Raw genomic sequence first — 17007 nt, forward strand, 5'->3', positions numbered from 1 at the left:
CGTATCGTCGCGATCAGCGTCCGATGGGAACGCCCGACGTTTGAATCCAGCCCATCCAGTGAGCGAACAGGATGAAAAGGAAGAGCGAGATGGACAGCCCGACGCGCGCGGCGAGCGACCACACCATCCGCTTCGTCCTGCCCCGGTCGGTCATCATGAAATAGAGCGCCGAGCCCAGGCTGCCGATGATAAGGATGAATGCGATAGCAACGAAGATGTGCATGAAACCAGCCAGCGATTTTGCTCAGGAACGACGGTGAGCAGTATGAATTTGGACTATCTCATTATCTCACTCGACGGAACCCGGCGTGTAGCGGCCGGCCGGATGCCGACGGTTAGGCGTTCGGCATGAAGATCCGGTTCTGGCCCGCGCTCCTGATTCTTATCGTCGTCGCGATCACGGTGCGCCTCGGCTTCTGGCAGCGCGACCGCGCGCATCAGAAGGAAGCGCTCAACGCGCAGATCGTCGCGTTCGAGAATGCGCCCGCGCGCGAAGTCGGCGTCGAGCCGATGCCGCTCAAGTCGATCGAATTCCATCGCGTGGAGGCGCGCGGCGAGTTCATGCCGGAGCGCGTCGTGTATCTGGACAATCGTCCCTATAACGACCAGCCAGGCTTTTATGTCGTGATGCCGCTTAAACTCGAGGGCGGCGGCTATGTGCTCGTCAATCGCGGATGGCTGCCGCGCAACATGGCGGACCGCACGGGCATCGAGCCGTATGAGACGCCGAAAGGCGTCGTCGAGGTGAAGGGGATCGCGCGCGCGAATGCGTCGCAGGCGTTCGAACTGGGCAGCGGCGGATCGGCTGCGCACAAGGAGATCCGCCAGAACCTGGATATCAGATCGTACGCGGCCGAAACCGGGCTGGCGTTTCAGCCGTTCGTGATCCAGCAGACGAACGATACCGGCGACAGGCTCGTGCGCGACTGGCCCGCGCCGACGCTCGGCGTCGAGCGCAATTACGGCTACATGTTCCAGTGGTGGGGCATGGCGGCGGCGGCCATCGGGTTTGGCCTGTACGCCGCGCGCCGCGCCGGGAAGAAGCGCGATGCAACCGACATAGGCGGCGAATCCGACGATGAAGCCGAGCATCACGCCTGAACACTGACGAACAGAGACACATTTTCACCGATGCAATCACAACGCTCCGCTGCCACCGACAAGACACGCACGCAGCAAGGAAACGCGAAGAAAGGCTCCTGGATCAGCGGCCGCTGGATGCTTTTGCTGCTCGCGCTCGTGTGCGCGGCGCCGGTGATCGCGTCGTATCTGATGTATTACGTGTTCAAGCCCGCGGGCGGCACATCGAGCTACGGCACGCTGATCGATCCGCAGCGCCCGATTCCGGCGCAGCTCGTCGTCACCGATGAAAAAGGGCAGACCCTGCCGTTCAAGTCGCTCGAAGGCAAATGGCTGATGATCACCGTCAACGGCAGCGACTGCGACGAGCAATGCGCGACGCGCCTCTATTTCATGCGGCAAGTGCGCGTGTTGCAGAACGCCGAGCGCGAGCGCGTCGTGAACGTGTGGCTGCGCACCGATGACAAGCCGGTCGCCGACGTCATCAAGTCCGCGTATCCGCAGCCGGACACGCGCATGCTCGTCGCCGACGAGAAGGCGATCGCGGCGTGGCTGCCGGTGAATGACGGCACAAAGCTCACGGATCACATCTTTCTCGTTGATCCGAACGGCAATCTGATGATGCGCTTCCCGAAAAATCCCGATCCGAAGAAGATCAACGGGGATGTGGCAAAGCTCCTGAAGTGGTCGCGCATCGGCTAAAGCGCGGCTAAAACGCGGCTAATACGCGGTTTGAAGGTTAAACATGAGTTATGTATTGCAACTGGGCCTGATCGGCATCTGCATCGCGCTGCTGCCGCTCTCGTACGTATGGGTGAAGGCCGATGACGACAAGTTCAGGAAACTCGTCTGGCTGACCACTTTCCTGACGCTCGATCTCATCATGTTCGGCGGCTTCACGCGTCTGACCGATTCCGGCCTCGGCTGCCCGGACTGGCCCGGCTGCTACGGCACGTCGTCGCCGTTCATCGCCCATGCGCAGATTTCAGCCGCGTATCAGGCGATGCCGACCGGTCCCGTCAGCATGGTGAAGGCGTGGATCGAGATGCTGCATCGCTATTTCGCAATGGCGATCGGCGTGCTCATCATCGCGCAGGTGATCATCGCGTGGACGGCGCGCATCAAGAAGCGTCCGCTGCACGTGTCGCCGTGGTGGCCGACAGGCATTCTGCTGCTTATCCTGCTGCAAGGCGCGTTCGGCGCGTGGACCGTCACACTGAAGCTGCAACCGGTGATCGTCACGACGCACCTGCTGCTCGGACTCGCGCTGCTCGGCGTGCTCGGCTGGCTGGCGGCGCGCATGACGCCGATTCCATCGCTCGACTCGGTTTCGAATGCCGCCGCCGCGCGCTGGATGCCGGCCGCGGCATTCGGCTTGCTGGTGCTCGTCGTGCAGATCGCGCTCGGCGGCTGGGTCAGCACGAATTACGCGGTGCTCGCGTGCACGGACTTTCCGCTGTGCAACGGCCAGTGGGTTCCGCCAATGAATTTTGAGCACGGCTTTCATCTCTGGCGCGCGCTCGGCATGACCGGCGACGGTGACGTGATCTCGCAGGACGCGTTGGTGGCGATTCACTGGACGCATCGCACGTTCGCGGTCGTCGTCGTGATTTATCTGCTGTGGCTCGCGCTGAGACTGCGACGTTTCGAATCGCTGCGAAAGCCCGCAAACGGCGTATTGTTGATGATCGTCCTTCAGTTCCTGACGGGCATGTCGAACATCGTGCTGCAGTGGCCGTTGCCGGTCGCGGTGGCGCACAACGGCGGAGCCGCGATCCTGTTGCTGCTACTCGTTATGCTAAACTTTCGAATCTCTTCCAGCCGTCCCGGCCGCGCCGCAGTTCCCGCGCGCGACGTCGTTTCAGCGTGACTCCACATCATGGATAGCACGACACTCAACTCCCCACTCGGCAGCCGCGCATCGCAGTATCTCGCGCTGACCAAGCCGCGCGTCACGCAGCTCGCCGTTTTCTGTGCCGTCATCGGCATGTTTCTGTCCACGCCCGGCATGGTGCCGTGGGACAAGCTGATCGGCGGCGCCGTCGGCATCTGGTTGCTGGCCGGCGCGGCATTTGCAATCAATTGTCTCGTCGAGCAAAAAGTCGATGCAAAAATGCGCCGCACCGCGTGGCGACCGTCCGCGCGCGGCCAGATCACGTCCACGCAGATTTTGACGTTCTCAGCATTGCTCGGCGGCATCGGCATGTGGACGCTCTACACGTTCACCAATCCGCTCACGATGTGGCTCACCATTGCCACGTTCGTCGGCTACGCGGTCATCTACACGCTGCTGCTCAAGCCTTACACGCCGCAGAACATCGTGATCGGCGGTGCGTCGGGCGCAATGCCGCCGGCGCTCGGATGGGCCGCGGTCACGGGACACGTGCCCGGCGACGCATGGATTCTCGTGCTGATCATCTTCGTGTGGACGCCGCCGCATTTCTGGGCGCTCGCGCTGTATCGCCGCAAGGATTACGAGAACGCCGGCCTGCCGATGTTGCCGATCACCCACGGCGAGAAGTACACGCTGCTCAACATCTTCCTCTACACCCTCGTGCTGTTCGCCGTGACGCTGATGCCGTATATCTCCGGCATGAGCGGCGTCGTGTATCTGGCGAGCGCGATCGCCCTCGGCGCGGGTTTCATCGGCTACGCGTGGAAGATGTATCGCGACTATTCCGATGCGCTCGCGCGCAAGACCTTCCGCTATTCGATCGTGTACCTGTCGCTGCTGTTCGGCGCGCTGCTCGTCGATCACTACGTGCGTACGGTGATCGGCGCATGACGGCCATTCTTCGTCGCATCTTCGCGCTGCTGTTTTTCGCGGCGCTGCTTTCGGCGTGCGAGAAAGCCCCGGATTTCAAGAATCTCGACATCACCGGGAACAAGCAATTCGGCAGCGATTTCGCCTTGCCCGATACGCACGGCAAGACGCGCACGCTCGCGGACTTCAAGGGCAAGGCCGTGGTGCTGTTCTTCGGCTATACGCATTGCCCCGACGTGTGCCCGACGACGCTCGCCGAGCTCTCCCAAGCGATGCAGCAACTCGGCGACAAAGCGAAAGACGTGCAGGTGCTGATGGTCACCGTCGACCCGGCGCGCGACACGCCCGATCTGCTCGGTCAGTACGTGGCGGCGTTCAACTCGTCGTATGTCGGTCTGCGGCCCGCCGACGATGCGCAACTCGCGAAGCTCGCCAAGGACTTCCGCGTCTACTATGCGAAGTCGCAGGGCAAGACGCCCGACGACTACACGATGGATCACACCGCCGCGAGCTACGTGTTCGACAAGGACGGCAAGCTGCGTCTCTTCGCGCGCGACGGGCAGGGCGTCGAGCCGTGGGTTCACGACCTGAAGATCTTGATCGACTGATCGCGAAAGTGGCCCGAACGGGCCACTTCTTTTATCAGCCGTCCAGCGACGGCTCAGGCAGATTCAGACCCGGCGCGAGCCGCGTCGCCTTGAATTCGATGATGTCGTAGTGCGCGAGCCCTTGCTGCGCGAACGGATCTTCCGCGACGATCGCATCTAGCCGATCGCGCTCGATGCCTGACGCCACGATGACGCCGCCATCCCGCGGCACCTTCGGTCCCGCCATCACGAAGACGCCCGCCGCGAAATAGCGCTCGAGATAGGCGCGATGCGCGTCGAGCGCGTCGTCGATCTCGGCAAGCGCGCCTGTGTAGCGAAGATTGATGACGTACATGGTGAGATGCGCCTCCGGCTCGCGAGATTTGTGATGTTCTGTTGTCGATTCTAGCCGTACCCCGTGGCAGCGGATATTCACATGAGCAATCTGTATTTCACGTCGCACCAATGCTGTGCGAACATCCGTCACCCGGTCTGATCATCTATCGGAGACGAATCAGGCAATCCAGCAAGCACGCATCATCGAAACAGGAACACCATGCAGCGCAGAAATTTGCTTAAAGCCATTACCGCAGTCGCGGCCTCCGCCGCGTTGTTCACGAGCCTCGCCGCTCACGCCGACGACAAGGTGATCAAGGTCGGCACCATCAGCGGCCCGGACGCGCAAATCTGGCAAGTCGTGCAGAAGGTCGCGAAGCGCGAAGGGCTCAACGTGAAAGTGATCGAGTTCAACGACTACGTGCAGCCGAACGCAGCGCTCGACGCCGGCGATCTCGATGCAAACAGTTTCCAGCATCAGCCGTATCTCGACAGTCAGATCAAGCAGCGCGGCTACAAGATCGTCAACGCGGGGCTGACGTATATCTCGCCGCTCGGGGTCTATTCGAAGAAACTGAAGTCGCTCAAGGATCTCCCGCAAGGCGCGAAGGTCGCGGTGCCGAACGATCCGTCGAACGAGAATCGCGCGCTGTTGCTGCTGCAAGCGCAAGGCGTCATCAAGCTGAAGGCGGGCGCGGGCGCGAACGGCAACAACGCGACGGCGCTCGACGTGGCGGAGAATCCGAAGAAGATCAAGCTCGTCGAACTCGACGCCGCGCAATTGCCGCGCACGCTCGCCGACGTCGATGCCGCCGCGATCAACACGAACTTCGCGCTTGCCGCGGGCCTGCAGCCGACGAAGGACGCAATCGCGCTCGAAGACGTGCATAGCCCGTACGCGAACCTGATCGCGGTGCGCGCGAAGGACAAGGATCAGCCGTGGGTGAAGAAGCTGGTTGCGGCTTACCAGTCGGAAGATGTCCGCCAGTTCCTGAAGAGCGAGTTCAAAGGCTCGGTCGTGCCTTCGTTCTGAATGTCATCGCTTGAGTTTCGAAACGGCGTCCTGCGGGACGCCGTTTTCCTTGGAGCAATCAGTCGACGCAAATCTGCTGCAACTGCCGCTGCCAAAGAATGCCCGTGCTCCCCTCCTGCACCGGCGTGAAACCGGTTCGCATGAAGAGTCCGCAGAAATCTTCGTAGGGCTCGTCCAGCCGGCAGATCACCTGTTCGTAGCGAGCGCCGTGCGCGAAGTTCGTGCACGCCGCGACGAGCCGCTCGCCGAGTCCGCGACGCCGCGCGCCCGGTTCGACGAACAACATGTCGATGCGTGCGCGGCTTTCGGAGTCCGCAGTAAGTATCGCGGCACCGACGCGCGTCGCGTTGTTCTGCTCCGCCACCCAACACGCGATGCGCGGGGTGTTCGCCTGCATCTCCGCGAGAAAGTTCGCGACCATGTTCGCCGCCCATGCCTCGCTGACCAGCTTCGGCCGCTCGCCGCTATATAGATGCGCCTGGCGCTCGATCATCCAGCCGAAGTCTCCGGCGCGCGGGCCGCGCAGTCGCGTTTCTCCTTCGGCGTTCGGCGGCGAGAGCAGACGCTCGACGTCCGCCATTGCCGTGCAGAGCTGATCGATTTCGGCAGCGGTCAGCCGCTTGAGCAGCGCGGCGGCCTCGGCCGATACGTGCAGATCGATCTCATCGACCTGGGCTTTCGCTTCGGGCGTGATATGAAGCAGATGCGCTCTGCCGTCCGATTCGTTCTTTCGCCGTACCACGAGGCCGTTCTTCTGGAAATTGTTGATCAGGCGACTGAGATAGCCCGTATCAAGTCCAAGGTTGCGCGATAAATCGGCCGCCGTGGCAGCCCGGTCCTGCGCCAACTCATGCAGGATGCGAACTTCAGTTAACGAAAAGCAGCTTTTATGGAGCCGCTCGTGGAGTGCGCCGGTATGGCGTGCATAAAAACGGTTGAAACGGCGCACCGCTTCGACGGCCCGGCTCGGATCGGAACTGCCCATCGCTCTAGTCTCTCGTTTTGTTGAAATTAATTGTGAATCCGAATTAATACATGCATTGTGCCAAAGAAGAACGACCGTGCGAATACGAAAATGCCCGAAAAATGGGTTATCAGGCAATTAAGGAACCAATTCGGCAAGTGGACTACGTGTACGGGTAAGTCCCAATAGCAGACATGTTCCGAATCGAGCCGCTAAACATTTTTTAACTCGTTGATTTAACGAGAAATTTGACGTTCGTTCTGAGACGCCGCTTTAGCGTTGACTGGTATTATGTTGGTTATATAATGGGCTCCACTTCTGAGGTGAGAGCTTTCGATGGAGCATCGCTGGCAGGACCTGACACCCGACGCGCGGAGCGACACGCCGCTCTATCTTCAGTTGGCGTCGCGCCTCGCCACGGCGATCCACGCGGGCAACTGGTCGGCTGGCGAGGCGCTGCCGTCCGAGCGCACGTTGTCGGAAGGTGTGGGCGTGTCGCGGATCACCGCGAGAAAGGCCATCGCGCTGCTGGTCGAGCAAGGCCTGATCCGGCGCGTACGAGGCGCGGGCAGTTTCATCACGCCGCGCGTCGAAGATCCGCTTTCCCGTCTCACCGGTTTCACGCGAAAGATGGAGCAGCGCGGCTTCACGCCCGATTCGATCTGGCTAGAACGCGGACTGCGCGCAGCGAATCGCGATGAAACCGTGCGCCTCGGTCTGGCGCCGGGCGCGGCTGTTGCAAGCCTGAAGCGGTTGCGGCGCGCGGACGGCATCGTGATGGCGGTCGAGCATTCAACGTTGCCGGTCGCCGCGGTGCCCGATCCACTCGCGATCGGCGCTTCGCTCTACCGGTATCTGGAGGCGCGCGGGCTGTCGGTGGTGCGCGCGTTGCAGCACTTTCGCGCGGTGAACGCCGGCGCGGAGATCGCGCGGCTCATGGGCGTCGCGCCGCGTGCAGCGCTGCTCGTGATCACGCGCATCGGCTATTCGGCGGATCAACGCGCGATCGAATTGACGGACACCTACTGTCGCGACGACTACTACGACTTCGTCGCGGAACTGCATCGATAAGCGTCGGCACAGACGCGCTTAATCCGGACGCATCAAGAGAGCAAACAGAGAACGAGAGGACCCAAGGACGCCGTTCGCTTCTTTCGCGACGAAAGCCTGCTCGCAGCACGGCGCGGACGGCACTGAACCTCATCCATGCATCGCGTACTTCCAGAGAAATTCATGCTGAAAGGAAACATACTCACGACCGATGGCTGGATCCACGGCACGGTCCGCTTCGAGAACGGCCGCGTGACGGCGCTCGAAGGACATATCGCCGATCCGCTCGCCAACGACGCGCCCTACATCCTGCCGGGCTTTATCGATCTGCACGTTCACGGCGGCGGCGGGCGCGACATCATGGAAGGCGGCGACGCGGCGGACACCGTTGCCCGCCAGCACGCGCAGCACGGCACGACGAGCCTGCTCGCCACCACGATGACCGCGCCGCGCGACGAACTCATGAGCGTCGTCGCGGGTCTCGGCGAACAGGCCAAACACCGCGCGGCGGGCGGCGCGCGCATGCTCGGCGTGCACCTGGAAGGTCCGTACATCAATCCCGGCAAGCTCGGCGCGCAGCCGGACGCGGCCGCCGTCGCGGTGCGCGACGAAGTGCTGAAGTATCTCGATCTCGCGCCGATCCGCGTCGTCACGATCGCGCCGGAAATCTCCGGTCATCTCGACATTATTTCGGACCTCGCGGCGCGCGGCGTGCGTGTGCAGCTCGGCCATTCGCTCGGCACATACGACGACGCCGTGAACGCGCTCAAGCACGGCGCGCGCGGCTTCACGCATCTGTTCAACGCAATGTCGCCGCTGCATCACCGCGACCCGGGCATGGTTGGCGCGGCGCTCGCGCATGCCGAATACGCGGAACTGATTCCTGATCTGCTGCACGTTCATCCGGGCGCGATTCGGGCCGCGATGCGCGCGATTCCGCGTCTCTACGTCGTGACCGACAGCACCTCGGCGGCCGGTATGCCCGACGGCGAATATCGCCTCGGCAGCCAGCACGTCACCAAATGCATGGGCGGTGTGCGCCTCGCGGACGGCACGCTCGCCGGCAGCACCCTGACGATGGATCAGGCGCTGCGCAATCTCGTCTCGCTGGGCATTCCGCTCGCGGACGTCTCGAATCGCCTGTCGCGTTTCCCCGCCGACTATCTCGGACTCGAAGACCGCGGCCGCATCGCGCGCGGCGCTTGGGCCGATCTCGTCGTGCTCGACCGGGAACACGCGCTGACCGCCACGTACGTCGAAGGAGAATCAATTGTCGAATATGCTTAATGAGGCGCTCGAGTCCGCCGACGTCGTCGCGGCCCAGCTCGCCGATACCTCGCGCATCGAAGAACTCGCGGAAAAGCTCAAGGAACAGCCGCGCAATGTCGCGCTCACGGTCGCGCGCGGCAGTTCCGACCACGCCGCCAGTTATTTCGCAAGCCTGACGATGAGCCGCATCGGCGTGCCGGTCGCATCGCTGCCGATGTCCGTCGCGACGTTGCAGCAGGCGCCGCTGCGTGTCTCGGGCCAACTGGCCGTCGCGTTCTCGCAGTCGGGCAAGAGCCCCGATCTCGTCGGCACCATGCAGGCGCTGCGCGACGCGGGGGCGTTCACCGTCGCGGCCGTCAACGTCTCCGGTTCGCCGCTCGAAAGCGCGTGCGAATACTTCCTGCCGCTGCTCGCCGGTCCCGAACTGTCGGTTGCCGCGACCAAGAGCTATATCGCGATGCTGTCGCTTTCCGCGATCGTGATCGCGCACGTTCAGCGCGACGTCGAATTGCTGAAGGCGCTCGATTCGCTGCCCGAGAAGCTGCGCGCCGCCGGCAAGCTCGACTGGACGCGCGCCGTCGACGAACTGAAGAGCGTCGATCGCATGATCGTGATCGGGCGCGGCCTCGGCCTCGCCATCGCGCAGGAAGCCGCGCTCAAGCTGAAGGAAACGTCGGGCATTCAGGCCGAAGCGTTTTCCAGCGCAGAAGTGCGTCACGGTCCGATGGAGATCATCGACCGCGACTATCCGCTGCTCGTGTTCGCGCCGCGCGGGCCGGAGCAGGCGGGTCTCATCCAGCTTGCCGCCGATATGCGTGCCCGCGGCGCGCGCGTGCTGCTCGCAGCCCCAGCCGACGTCGCCGAAGCGGAACTGCCGCTCGTCGCCACGGACCATCCCGCGCTCGATCCGATCGCCGCGATTCTTTCGTTCTACGTGATGGCCGCGGGTCTGGCCGCCGCGCGCGGGCGCAATCCCGACGCGCCGCGCCACCTGAACAAGGTCACCGAAACCCATTGAGTGAGATAGCCGATGCGCCGTGCCGAGGAGTCACTGTTGAACCATTCCATCGATAACCCGAACGACGTCGTGCTGCTCGCGCCGTTCACCGGTCCCGTCGTGCCGCTCGCCGACGTGCCGGATCCCGTGTTCGCCGAGGGCATGTTCGGCGACGGCATCGGCATCGATCCGCTCGATAACGTGCTCGTCTCGCCCTGCGACGGCACCATCACGCATCTGGCGCGCACGCATCACGCCGTGACGCTGCGCACGAAGGAAGGCGCCGAGATTCTCGTGCATATCGGCATCGACACGGTCGAGCTGGGCGGCAAGGGCTTCACGCCGAAGATCCAGCAAGGCGCGACGGTGCGCGCGGGCGAGCCGCTGATCGAGTTCGATGCGGATTTCGTCGCGCAGCACGCGCCGAGCCTCGTTTCGGTAATCGCGATCGCCAACGGCGATGCCTTCGATGTCATCGATCGCGCCGGCCGCGGCGTGCTGAAAGCGGGCTCGCGCCTGCTGGTTCTGCGCGCCAAGGACGGCGAGAAAGCCGAGACGGCGCGCGCGGGCGCGGTCGTTCTCGACGAAGCGCGCCGCAGCCTGACGCTCTCCCATGCGGGCGGCCTCCATGCGCGTCCGGCGGCGCGGGCACGCGAAGCTTCCCGCGGTTTCGACGCGAAGGTCGAAGTGCGCTACGAAGGCAAGAAGGCGCCGGTGGAAAGCGTCGTCGGCCTGCTCCGCCTCGGTGCGGGCGAGGGCGCGACCATCGAGCTCGTCGGCATCGGCGTGCAGGCGCAACAGGCGGTCGAAGCGGTCGCGGTGGAATTGCTGCGCGCGGCGCAAGGCGAAGTCGAAGAATCGCCCGCGCGCGAGAAGTCGCCCGCGCCGGTCGTGCAAGCCACGCGAACGGGCGAGCCGTTGCCGCCGAACACGCTCGCGGGCGTGTGCGCGGCGCCGGGCATCGCGATCGGCAAGCTGGTGCGCTGGGACGATCAGGAAATCGTGCCGCCGGAACAGGCGAGCGGCGCGTCGGCGGCGGAAAGCCGCGCGCTCGATAAAGCCATCGCCCAGGTTGATGCCGAACTCGGCGAAACCGTGCGTACCGCGTCGCAGCGCGGCGCGGTCGGCGAAGCGGGCATTTTCGCGGTGCATCGCGTGCTGCTCGAAGATCCGACGCTTCTCGACGCCGCGCGCGATCTCATCAGCCTCGGCAAGAGCGCGGGCTTCGCATGGCGCGAGGCGATCCGCGCGCAGATCGCGCTGCTCTCGAACGTGCAGGACGAACTGCTCGCCGAGCGCGCGGCCGATCTTCGCGACATCGAAAAGCGCGTGTTGCGCGCGCTCGGCCTCAACAACACGGCGGCGCTCGAGTTGCCTCAGGAAGCCGTGCTCGCCGCCACGGAATTCACGCCGTCCGATCTGTCGTCGCTCGACCGCACCCGCGTCACCGCGCTCGTGATGGCGCGCGGCGGCGCGACCTCGCACGCGGCGATCATCGCGCGGCAGATGGGCATTCCGGCGCTCGTCGCGATCGGCGATGCGCTGCACGCGATTCCCGAAGGCACGCAAGTCGTCGTCGATGCATCGGCGGGACGCATCGAGCATGCGCCGACCGCGCTCGACGTCGAGCGCGCACGCAACGAGCGCGAGCGGCTCGCGGGCGTGCGTGAAGCGAACCGCAAGCTGTCGCGCGAAGCGGCATCGACGAAGGATGGCCGCGCGATCGAAGTCGCCGCGAACATCGCGACGCTCGACGACGCCAAAGCCGCCGTCGAAAACGGCGCCGATGCGGTCGGCCTGTTGCGCACCGAACTGCTGTTCATTCATCGCCAGTCGGCGCCGACGGTCGCGGAGCACGCGCAAAGCTATCAGGGCATCGTCGATGCCTTGCAGGGCCGCACCGCGATCATCCGCACGCTCGATGTCGGCGCGGACAAGGAAGTCGATTATCTGACGCTGCCGCCCGAGGAAAATCCGGCGCTCGGGCTGCGCGGCATCCGGCTCGCGCAAGTGCGCCCCGATCTGCTCGATGACCAGTTGCGCGGCCTGCTCGCCGTGAAGCCGGCGGGCGCGCTGCGAATCCTGTTGCCGATGGTCACCGATTCCGGCGAACTGCAGCGCTTGCGTGCGCGCATCGACGAACTGGCGCGCGAAGCGGGCCGCACCGATCCGGTCGAAGTGGGCGTGATGATCGAAGTGCCGTCGGCGGCGCTGCTTGCCGACCAACTGGCGAAATACGCCGATTTCCTCTCGATCGGCACCAACGATCTCACGCAGTACACGCTCGCGATGGACCGTTGCCAGCCCGATCTCGCCGCGCAATCCGACGGCCTGCATCCGGCCGTGCTGCGTCTCATCAAGGCGGCGGTGCAGGGCGCGGAGAAGCACGGCAAGTGGGTCGGCGTGTGCGGCGCGCTCGGCGGCGATCCCGTCGCGGCGCCCTTGCTCATCGGACTCGGCGTGACGGAATTGTCGGTCGATCCGGTGTCGGTGCCCGGCATCAAGGCGCGCGTGCGCAATCTCGATTACCAACTGTGCCGTCAGCGCGCCGAGGATTGCCTCGCGCTCGAATCGGCTCAGGCAGTAAGAGCGGCAAGCCGCGAAATCTGGCCGCAGGACTGAACGTCTTCCCTGCAGCCAGCTTCACGGATGCCTTTTCAGCAATCCCCGAAGCAGCAAAGACAAGACCTATATTTTTTGGAGAACCCGATGGACGCCAACCCGTTTGCAAAGATGCAGCGACTAGGCCGCGCGCTGATGCTGCCGATCGCCGTACTACCGGTGGCCGGCCTGCTTTTGCGTCTCGGCCAGCCCGATGTCTTCAACATCAAGATGATCGCCGACGCCGGCGACGCGATCTTCACCAATCTGCCGCTCTTGTTCGCGATCGGCGTGGCGGTGGGCTTCGCGAAGGACAACAACGGCACGGCGGGTCTCGCCGGCGCGATCGGCTACCTCATCGAAGTGGCCGTGATGAAGGACATCAACGACAAGCTCAACATGGGCGTGCTGTCGGGGATCATCGCCGGTATGGTGGCCGGCTATCTGTATAACCGATACAAGGACATCAAGCTGCCCGAGTATCTGGCATTCTTCGGCGGCAAGCGCTTCGTGCCGATCGTGACAGGCGTCGCGTGTCTGGTGCTCGGCATCGTCTTCGGCTACATCTGGCAGCCGGTGCAGGCGGCCATCGACGGCGCGGGCAACTGGCTGACGACCGCCGGCGCGCTCGGCACCTTCGTGTTCGGCGTGCTGAACCGCATCCTGCTGGTTACGGGTCTGCATCACATCATCAACTCGCTCGCGTGGTTCGTGTTCGGCTCGTTCACGCCGCCCGACGGCGGCGCGATCGTGCACGGCGACCTGCATCGCTTCTTCGCGGGCGACAAGACGGCGGGCGGCTTCATGACGGGCTTTTTCCCGGTGATGATGTTCGGTCTCCCGGCCGCGTGCCTCGCGATGTTCCATGAAGCGCCGAAGGAGCGCCGCGCGATCGTCGGCGGCCTGCTGTTCTCCATGGCCCTGACCGCATTCCTGACGGGCGTGACCGAGCCGATCGAATACTCGTTCATGTTCCTGGCTCCGGTGCTCTACGGCATCCACGCAGTGCTGACGGGCCTGTCGCTCGCCATCTGCTCGGCGCTCGGCATCCACCTGGGCTTCACGTTCTCGGCGGGCGCGATCGACTACGTGCTGAACTACGGTCTGTCGCAGCGCGGCTGGCTGGCGCTCGTGGTCGGTGCGGTGTACTTCGTCATCTATTACGGCCTGTTCCGCTTCTTTATCCGCAAGTTCAACATGGCGACGCCGGGCCGCGAGCCGGCCACGACCGACGCCGAAACCGACGTGGCCCAAACCGTCGATGGAGGCCTGATTCCGCCCGTGCCCGGCGCGGCAGCAGCCGTGTCGAACACGCGCGCTGCGAAGTACGTCGCGGCGCTCGGCGGCGCATCCAATCTGACGCTCGTCGATGCCTGCACGACGCGTCTGCGTCTGTCGGTCGTCGATTCGGAGAAGGTGTCGGAGCCGCAGTTGAAGAGCATCGGCGCGCGCGGCGTGTTGAAGCGCGGCGCGACCAACGTCCAGGTGATCATCGGGCCGGAAGCCGATCTGATCGCCGATGAAATCCGCAGCGAACTCGAGCATTCGTCGACGCGCGGCGCAACGCCCGCATCGTCGACGCCGGCGCAACCGGTCGCGGCAGCGGTGAGCGGCGACCAGACGCCCGGCCCGCTCGATCCGGACCCGTTCCGCTGGCTCGCGGTGTTCGGCGGCGCGACCAACGTGGTATCGCTCGACGCGGTTGCGCAGACGCGCCTGCGCGTGGTCGTGCGCGATCCGTCGTCGGTGGATCGTCAGCGTTTGTCGTCGCTGGATGTGGCGTGGGTGTCGGCGGATACGTTCCACATCGTCGTGGGCGCGGCGGCGCAGCGCTATGCGGCGCAACTGTCCACGCGCTTGTCCGGCAACGGCGGCGGCGCTGCACCGATGCCTGCCTGAAGCGGTAATCGAAGCTCGATAACAAACGGCGCCCGCGGGCGCCGTTTGTGTTTTCAGCGAAGTGCCAAAGAAAAAGCCCGCCGTCTCGTCGACGGCGGGCTTTGCAATTTCTGCAATGGCACAGTCAATTGTTACGCGTAGTCATGCAACGCCGAGCGCATCTTCTTCATCGCGCTCGCCTCGATCTGGCGAATGCGCTCCGCCGAGACGCCGAACTCGTCGGCCAGTTCATGCAGCGTCTTGCCGCCCGAGCCGTCGTCCTGCACGTCGAGCCAGCGCGCCTTGATGATGCGGCGGCTGCGTTCGTCGAGCGATTCGAGTGCATCGGCGAGGCCGTCGCTTTGCAGCCTGTCGTGCTGCCGCGCGGCGATGACGTTAGTCGGCTCGTTGTGCGAGTCGGCCAGATAGGCGATGGGCGCGTACGCTTCCTCGCCATCCTCGACCTGGCCTTCGAGCGCGATATCGCCGCCCGACAAGCGCGTTTCCATCTCCGCGACTTCCTCGCGCTTTACGTTCAGCTCGCTCGCGAGACCTTCGATCTCGTCCGGCGTGAACGCCGAATGGCTGGTCTTGTGACTGCGCAGATTGAAGAACAGCTTGCGCTGCGCCTTGGTCGTCGCGACCTTCACCATGCGCCAGTTGCGCAGGATGTACTCGTGAATCTCGGCCTTGATCCAGTGCATCGCATACGACACCAGGCGCACGTTTTGCTCTGGGTCGAAGCGCTTCACCGCTTTCATCAGACCGATGTTGCCTTCCTGGATCAGGTCGGCGTGCGGCAAGCCGTAACCGAGATAGTTACGGGCGATCGACACGACGAGGCGCAGGTGCGAAAGCACCAGCTGGCGCGCGGCGTTCAGGTTGCCCTGCTCGCGGAATTCGGTGGCGTACTGTCGTTCCTCCGCCTGCGAAAGCATCGGAATACGGTTCACTGCTTGTATGTATGAATCGATGTTGCCGATCTGGCCGGTCAGCATCGACGACTGTGCGTACGTCAGCGCGCCTGCCGAAGATGCCTTGGCAGGTGCCGAGCTCACAACATTCGGAAGGGTCATCGCATTGGTCACGCTCATAAGCTCCTTATCAACAATTCACGTGCCGCTTAACGACCGCGGCAAGTCAGACACGATATTAGCACTCCAGTCCATCGAGTGCTAAGTGTTAGAGCAGAGGGGAATGTGGGAGTTCCCACAAAAACTATCGAATTTGCGGGTTCAATAGGACGGACTGTTGCGCGAGTAGCGGAAGAAACTACCGGAGGCTGAAACGTTTTCGCATGATTTACCTTACTTGCCCACTGTCGCGATCAAAAATTCTACAAACTGGGACGCGCTGATGCGATTTCTGCAAATGTTTTAAAACGTCACTAGAATCGCCAAGCGACAGCAATTTACGAAACACACCCGCTATCCGAGCAAATTGGGGTGCAAATGCATAAAAACAAGAGTTCGTGGCCCCGCCCGCTAGTGCGCGTGGCGGTTTGTACTGCATTGGGTCTCGCGTCGGCGGCGGCTCATGCCGACCGATTCGGTGTCCAGATCGCCGGCGGCGTCGCCGACCACGACATCAAGAAGGCCGATCTCGGCCTGTCCTGGGATCCGGGCCTCACCTGGTGGGAGATCGGCGGTTTTCACTTCACGCTCATCGGCGAAGGTCACGTGTCCTACTGGCACACGACCGAGGACAACGCCGTGCATCCGAACATATGGGAATTCGGCATTACGCCAGTGCTGCGCTTCGTGAAGAGCTCGGGCTACTTCCGGCCGTTCATCGAGGCGGGCGTCGGCGTGCGGCTGCTCTCGCACACGCGCATCACCGAGGATTTCAGCGTCGGGTCGGCGTTCCAGTTCGCGGACATGGTGGGCGTCGGCATGATCTTCGGGTCGAAGCAGAGCTATCAAGCGGGATTTCGCTTTCAGCATCTGTCGAACGGCGGTATCAAAGAGCCGAATCCTGGTATAAATTTCAGCCAGCTATATCTGCAATACAACTTCTGACGAGGCGCCGGCGCATCGGTTCCTCGACACAAGGGGAATCGACAGATGCCGGCAAAAACCATTGAGGCCATCCGCGGCCTCGAGCGCGATCGCTTCCGTGCCATGGTCGAGGGCGACGGCCCGGCGCTGGACGCGCTGCTGGCCGAGAACGTCAGCTACGTCCACACGAACGGCAAGCGGGAGACGAAGCGCCAGTTCATCGACGCGATCACCGCGGGCCGCCGCCGCTATCGGCAGATCGAAATTCAGTCGCAGGATGTGCTGCCCGCCGGCCGCGATACGTGCCTCGTGTCGGGCCGTGCGCTGATCGAGATGGAATCGAAGAACGGCGCGCTGCTGTTTCCGATCGCCTACACCGCCGTCCATGTGCAGACCGAAGGCCAATGGCAGCTGCTCGCCCTGCAGGCGACGCGCGTGGCGCTCGAATAGC

At 63.7% G+C, this 17007-nt stretch carries 17 protein-coding genes; 13 read left to right on the forward strand and 4 right to left on the reverse strand.

Annotated elements, in window-relative coordinates:
• Window positions 1-13 precede the first annotated feature (13 nt).
• Window positions 14-223, reverse strand: a complete 210-nt coding sequence (locus tag NCT05_RS02200) for a twin transmembrane helix small protein (protein WP_008351753.1) — start codon at window positions 221-223, stop codon at window positions 14-16.
• Between the two features lie 125 nt (window positions 224-348).
• Between NCT05_RS02200 and NCT05_RS02205 the strand changes: the two genes are divergently transcribed.
• Genes NCT05_RS02205 through NCT05_RS02225 form a run of 5 tightly spaced genes read left to right on the forward strand, consistent with a single transcriptional unit; the run spans window position 349 to window position 4452 of the window.
• Complete coding sequence (locus NCT05_RS02205) at window positions 349-1101, forward strand: SURF1 family protein (RefSeq protein WP_034470509.1); 753 nt, start codon at window positions 349-351, stop codon at window positions 1099-1101.
• A 30-nt stretch (window positions 1102-1131) separates the two neighbouring features.
• Complete coding sequence (locus NCT05_RS02210; RefSeq protein ID WP_008351749.1) at window positions 1132-1782, forward strand: SCO family protein; 651 nt, start codon at window positions 1132-1134, stop codon at window positions 1780-1782.
• Between the two features lie 43 nt (window positions 1783-1825).
• Window positions 1826-2950, forward strand: coding sequence for a COX15/CtaA family protein (locus NCT05_RS02215; protein ID WP_008351746.1), 1125 nt, complete (start codon window positions 1826-1828; stop codon window positions 2948-2950).
• A 9-nt stretch (window positions 2951-2959) separates the two neighbouring features.
• On the forward strand, window positions 2960-3865 hold the full coding sequence (cyoE, locus tag NCT05_RS02220; protein ID WP_008351745.1) for a heme o synthase: 906 nt from the start codon (window positions 2960-2962) through the stop codon (window positions 3863-3865).
• Window positions 3862-4452 (forward strand): SCO family protein, encoded by a 591-nt coding sequence (locus tag NCT05_RS02225; RefSeq protein WP_008351744.1) that lies wholly within the window; start codon window positions 3862-3864, stop codon window positions 4450-4452. Before cyoE ends, NCT05_RS02225 begins: the two co-directional genes overlap by 4 nt.
• A 34-nt stretch (window positions 4453-4486) precedes the next feature.
• On the opposite strand, the gene NCT05_RS02230 is transcribed toward NCT05_RS02225, so the two are convergent.
• Window positions 4487-4786 (reverse strand): YciI family protein, encoded by a 300-nt coding sequence (locus NCT05_RS02230; RefSeq protein WP_034470513.1) that lies wholly within the window; start codon window positions 4784-4786, stop codon window positions 4487-4489.
• 201 nt (window positions 4787-4987) lie between these two features.
• Between NCT05_RS02230 and NCT05_RS02235 the strand changes: the two genes are divergently transcribed.
• Window positions 4988-5800, forward strand: coding sequence for a MetQ/NlpA family ABC transporter substrate-binding protein (locus NCT05_RS02235; protein ID WP_008351742.1), 813 nt, complete (start codon window positions 4988-4990; stop codon window positions 5798-5800).
• A 58-nt stretch (window positions 5801-5858) separates the two neighbouring features.
• On the opposite strand, the gene NCT05_RS02240 is transcribed toward NCT05_RS02235, so the two are convergent.
• On the reverse strand, window positions 5859-6902 hold the full coding sequence (locus NCT05_RS02240) for a bifunctional helix-turn-helix transcriptional regulator/GNAT family N-acetyltransferase (RefSeq protein ID WP_239294310.1): 1044 nt from the start codon (window positions 6900-6902) through the stop codon (window positions 5859-5861).
• A gap of 198 nt (window positions 6903-7100) precedes the next feature.
• On the opposite strand from NCT05_RS02240, the gene NCT05_RS02245 reads away from it, so the two are divergent.
• The 5 genes from NCT05_RS02245 (at window position 7101) to nagE (ending at window position 14580) form a co-directional block, all read left to right on the forward strand.
• Complete coding sequence (locus NCT05_RS02245) at window positions 7101-7835, forward strand: GntR family transcriptional regulator (protein WP_008351740.1); 735 nt, start codon at window positions 7101-7103, stop codon at window positions 7833-7835.
• A 162-nt stretch (window positions 7836-7997) separates the two neighbouring features.
• Window positions 7998-9101, forward strand: a complete 1104-nt coding sequence (nagA, locus tag NCT05_RS02250; RefSeq protein WP_008351739.1) for an N-acetylglucosamine-6-phosphate deacetylase — start codon at window positions 7998-8000, stop codon at window positions 9099-9101.
• A complete protein-coding gene (locus tag NCT05_RS02255) occupies window positions 9094-10101 on the forward strand; it encodes an SIS domain-containing protein (RefSeq protein WP_008351738.1) in 1008 nt (335 codons plus the stop codon). Before nagA ends, NCT05_RS02255 begins: the two co-directional genes overlap by 8 nt.
• A gap of 12 nt (window positions 10102-10113) precedes the next feature.
• Entirely contained in the window at window positions 10114-12702 is a 2589-nt protein-coding gene (ptsP, locus tag NCT05_RS02260) for a phosphoenolpyruvate--protein phosphotransferase (RefSeq protein WP_250501688.1), read from the forward strand.
• An 87-nt stretch (window positions 12703-12789) separates the two neighbouring features.
• Window positions 12790-14580 (forward strand): N-acetylglucosamine-specific PTS transporter subunit IIBC, encoded by a 1791-nt coding sequence (gene nagE / locus NCT05_RS02265; protein WP_034470518.1) that lies wholly within the window; start codon window positions 12790-12792, stop codon window positions 14578-14580.
• 131 nt (window positions 14581-14711) lie between these two features.
• Here nagE and rpoH read toward each other — a convergent pair whose 3' ends face one another.
• Complete coding sequence (gene rpoH / locus NCT05_RS02270; protein WP_008351733.1) at window positions 14712-15647, reverse strand: RNA polymerase sigma factor RpoH; 936 nt, start codon at window positions 15645-15647, stop codon at window positions 14712-14714.
• Window positions 15648-16010: 363 nt separating this feature from the next.
• Between rpoH and NCT05_RS02275 the strand changes: the two genes are divergently transcribed.
• Together NCT05_RS02275 and NCT05_RS02280 are read left to right on the forward strand one after the other, a co-directional pair.
• Window positions 16011-16577 (forward strand): acyloxyacyl hydrolase, encoded by a 567-nt coding sequence (locus NCT05_RS02275; RefSeq protein WP_033536544.1) that lies wholly within the window; start codon window positions 16011-16013, stop codon window positions 16575-16577.
• Window positions 16578-16622: 45 nt separating this feature from the next.
• Window positions 16623-17006: a nuclear transport factor 2 family protein gene (locus tag NCT05_RS02280; protein WP_008351729.1), complete on the forward strand. Its 384-nt coding sequence runs from the start codon at window positions 16623-16625 to the stop codon at window positions 17004-17006.
• Window position 17007 lies beyond the last annotated feature (1 nt).

Origin of the sequence: Caballeronia sp. AZ7_KS35 (assembly GCF_023631045.1) — a bacterium.
GTDB lineage: Bacteria > Pseudomonadota > Gammaproteobacteria > Burkholderiales > Burkholderiaceae > Caballeronia > Caballeronia zhejiangensis.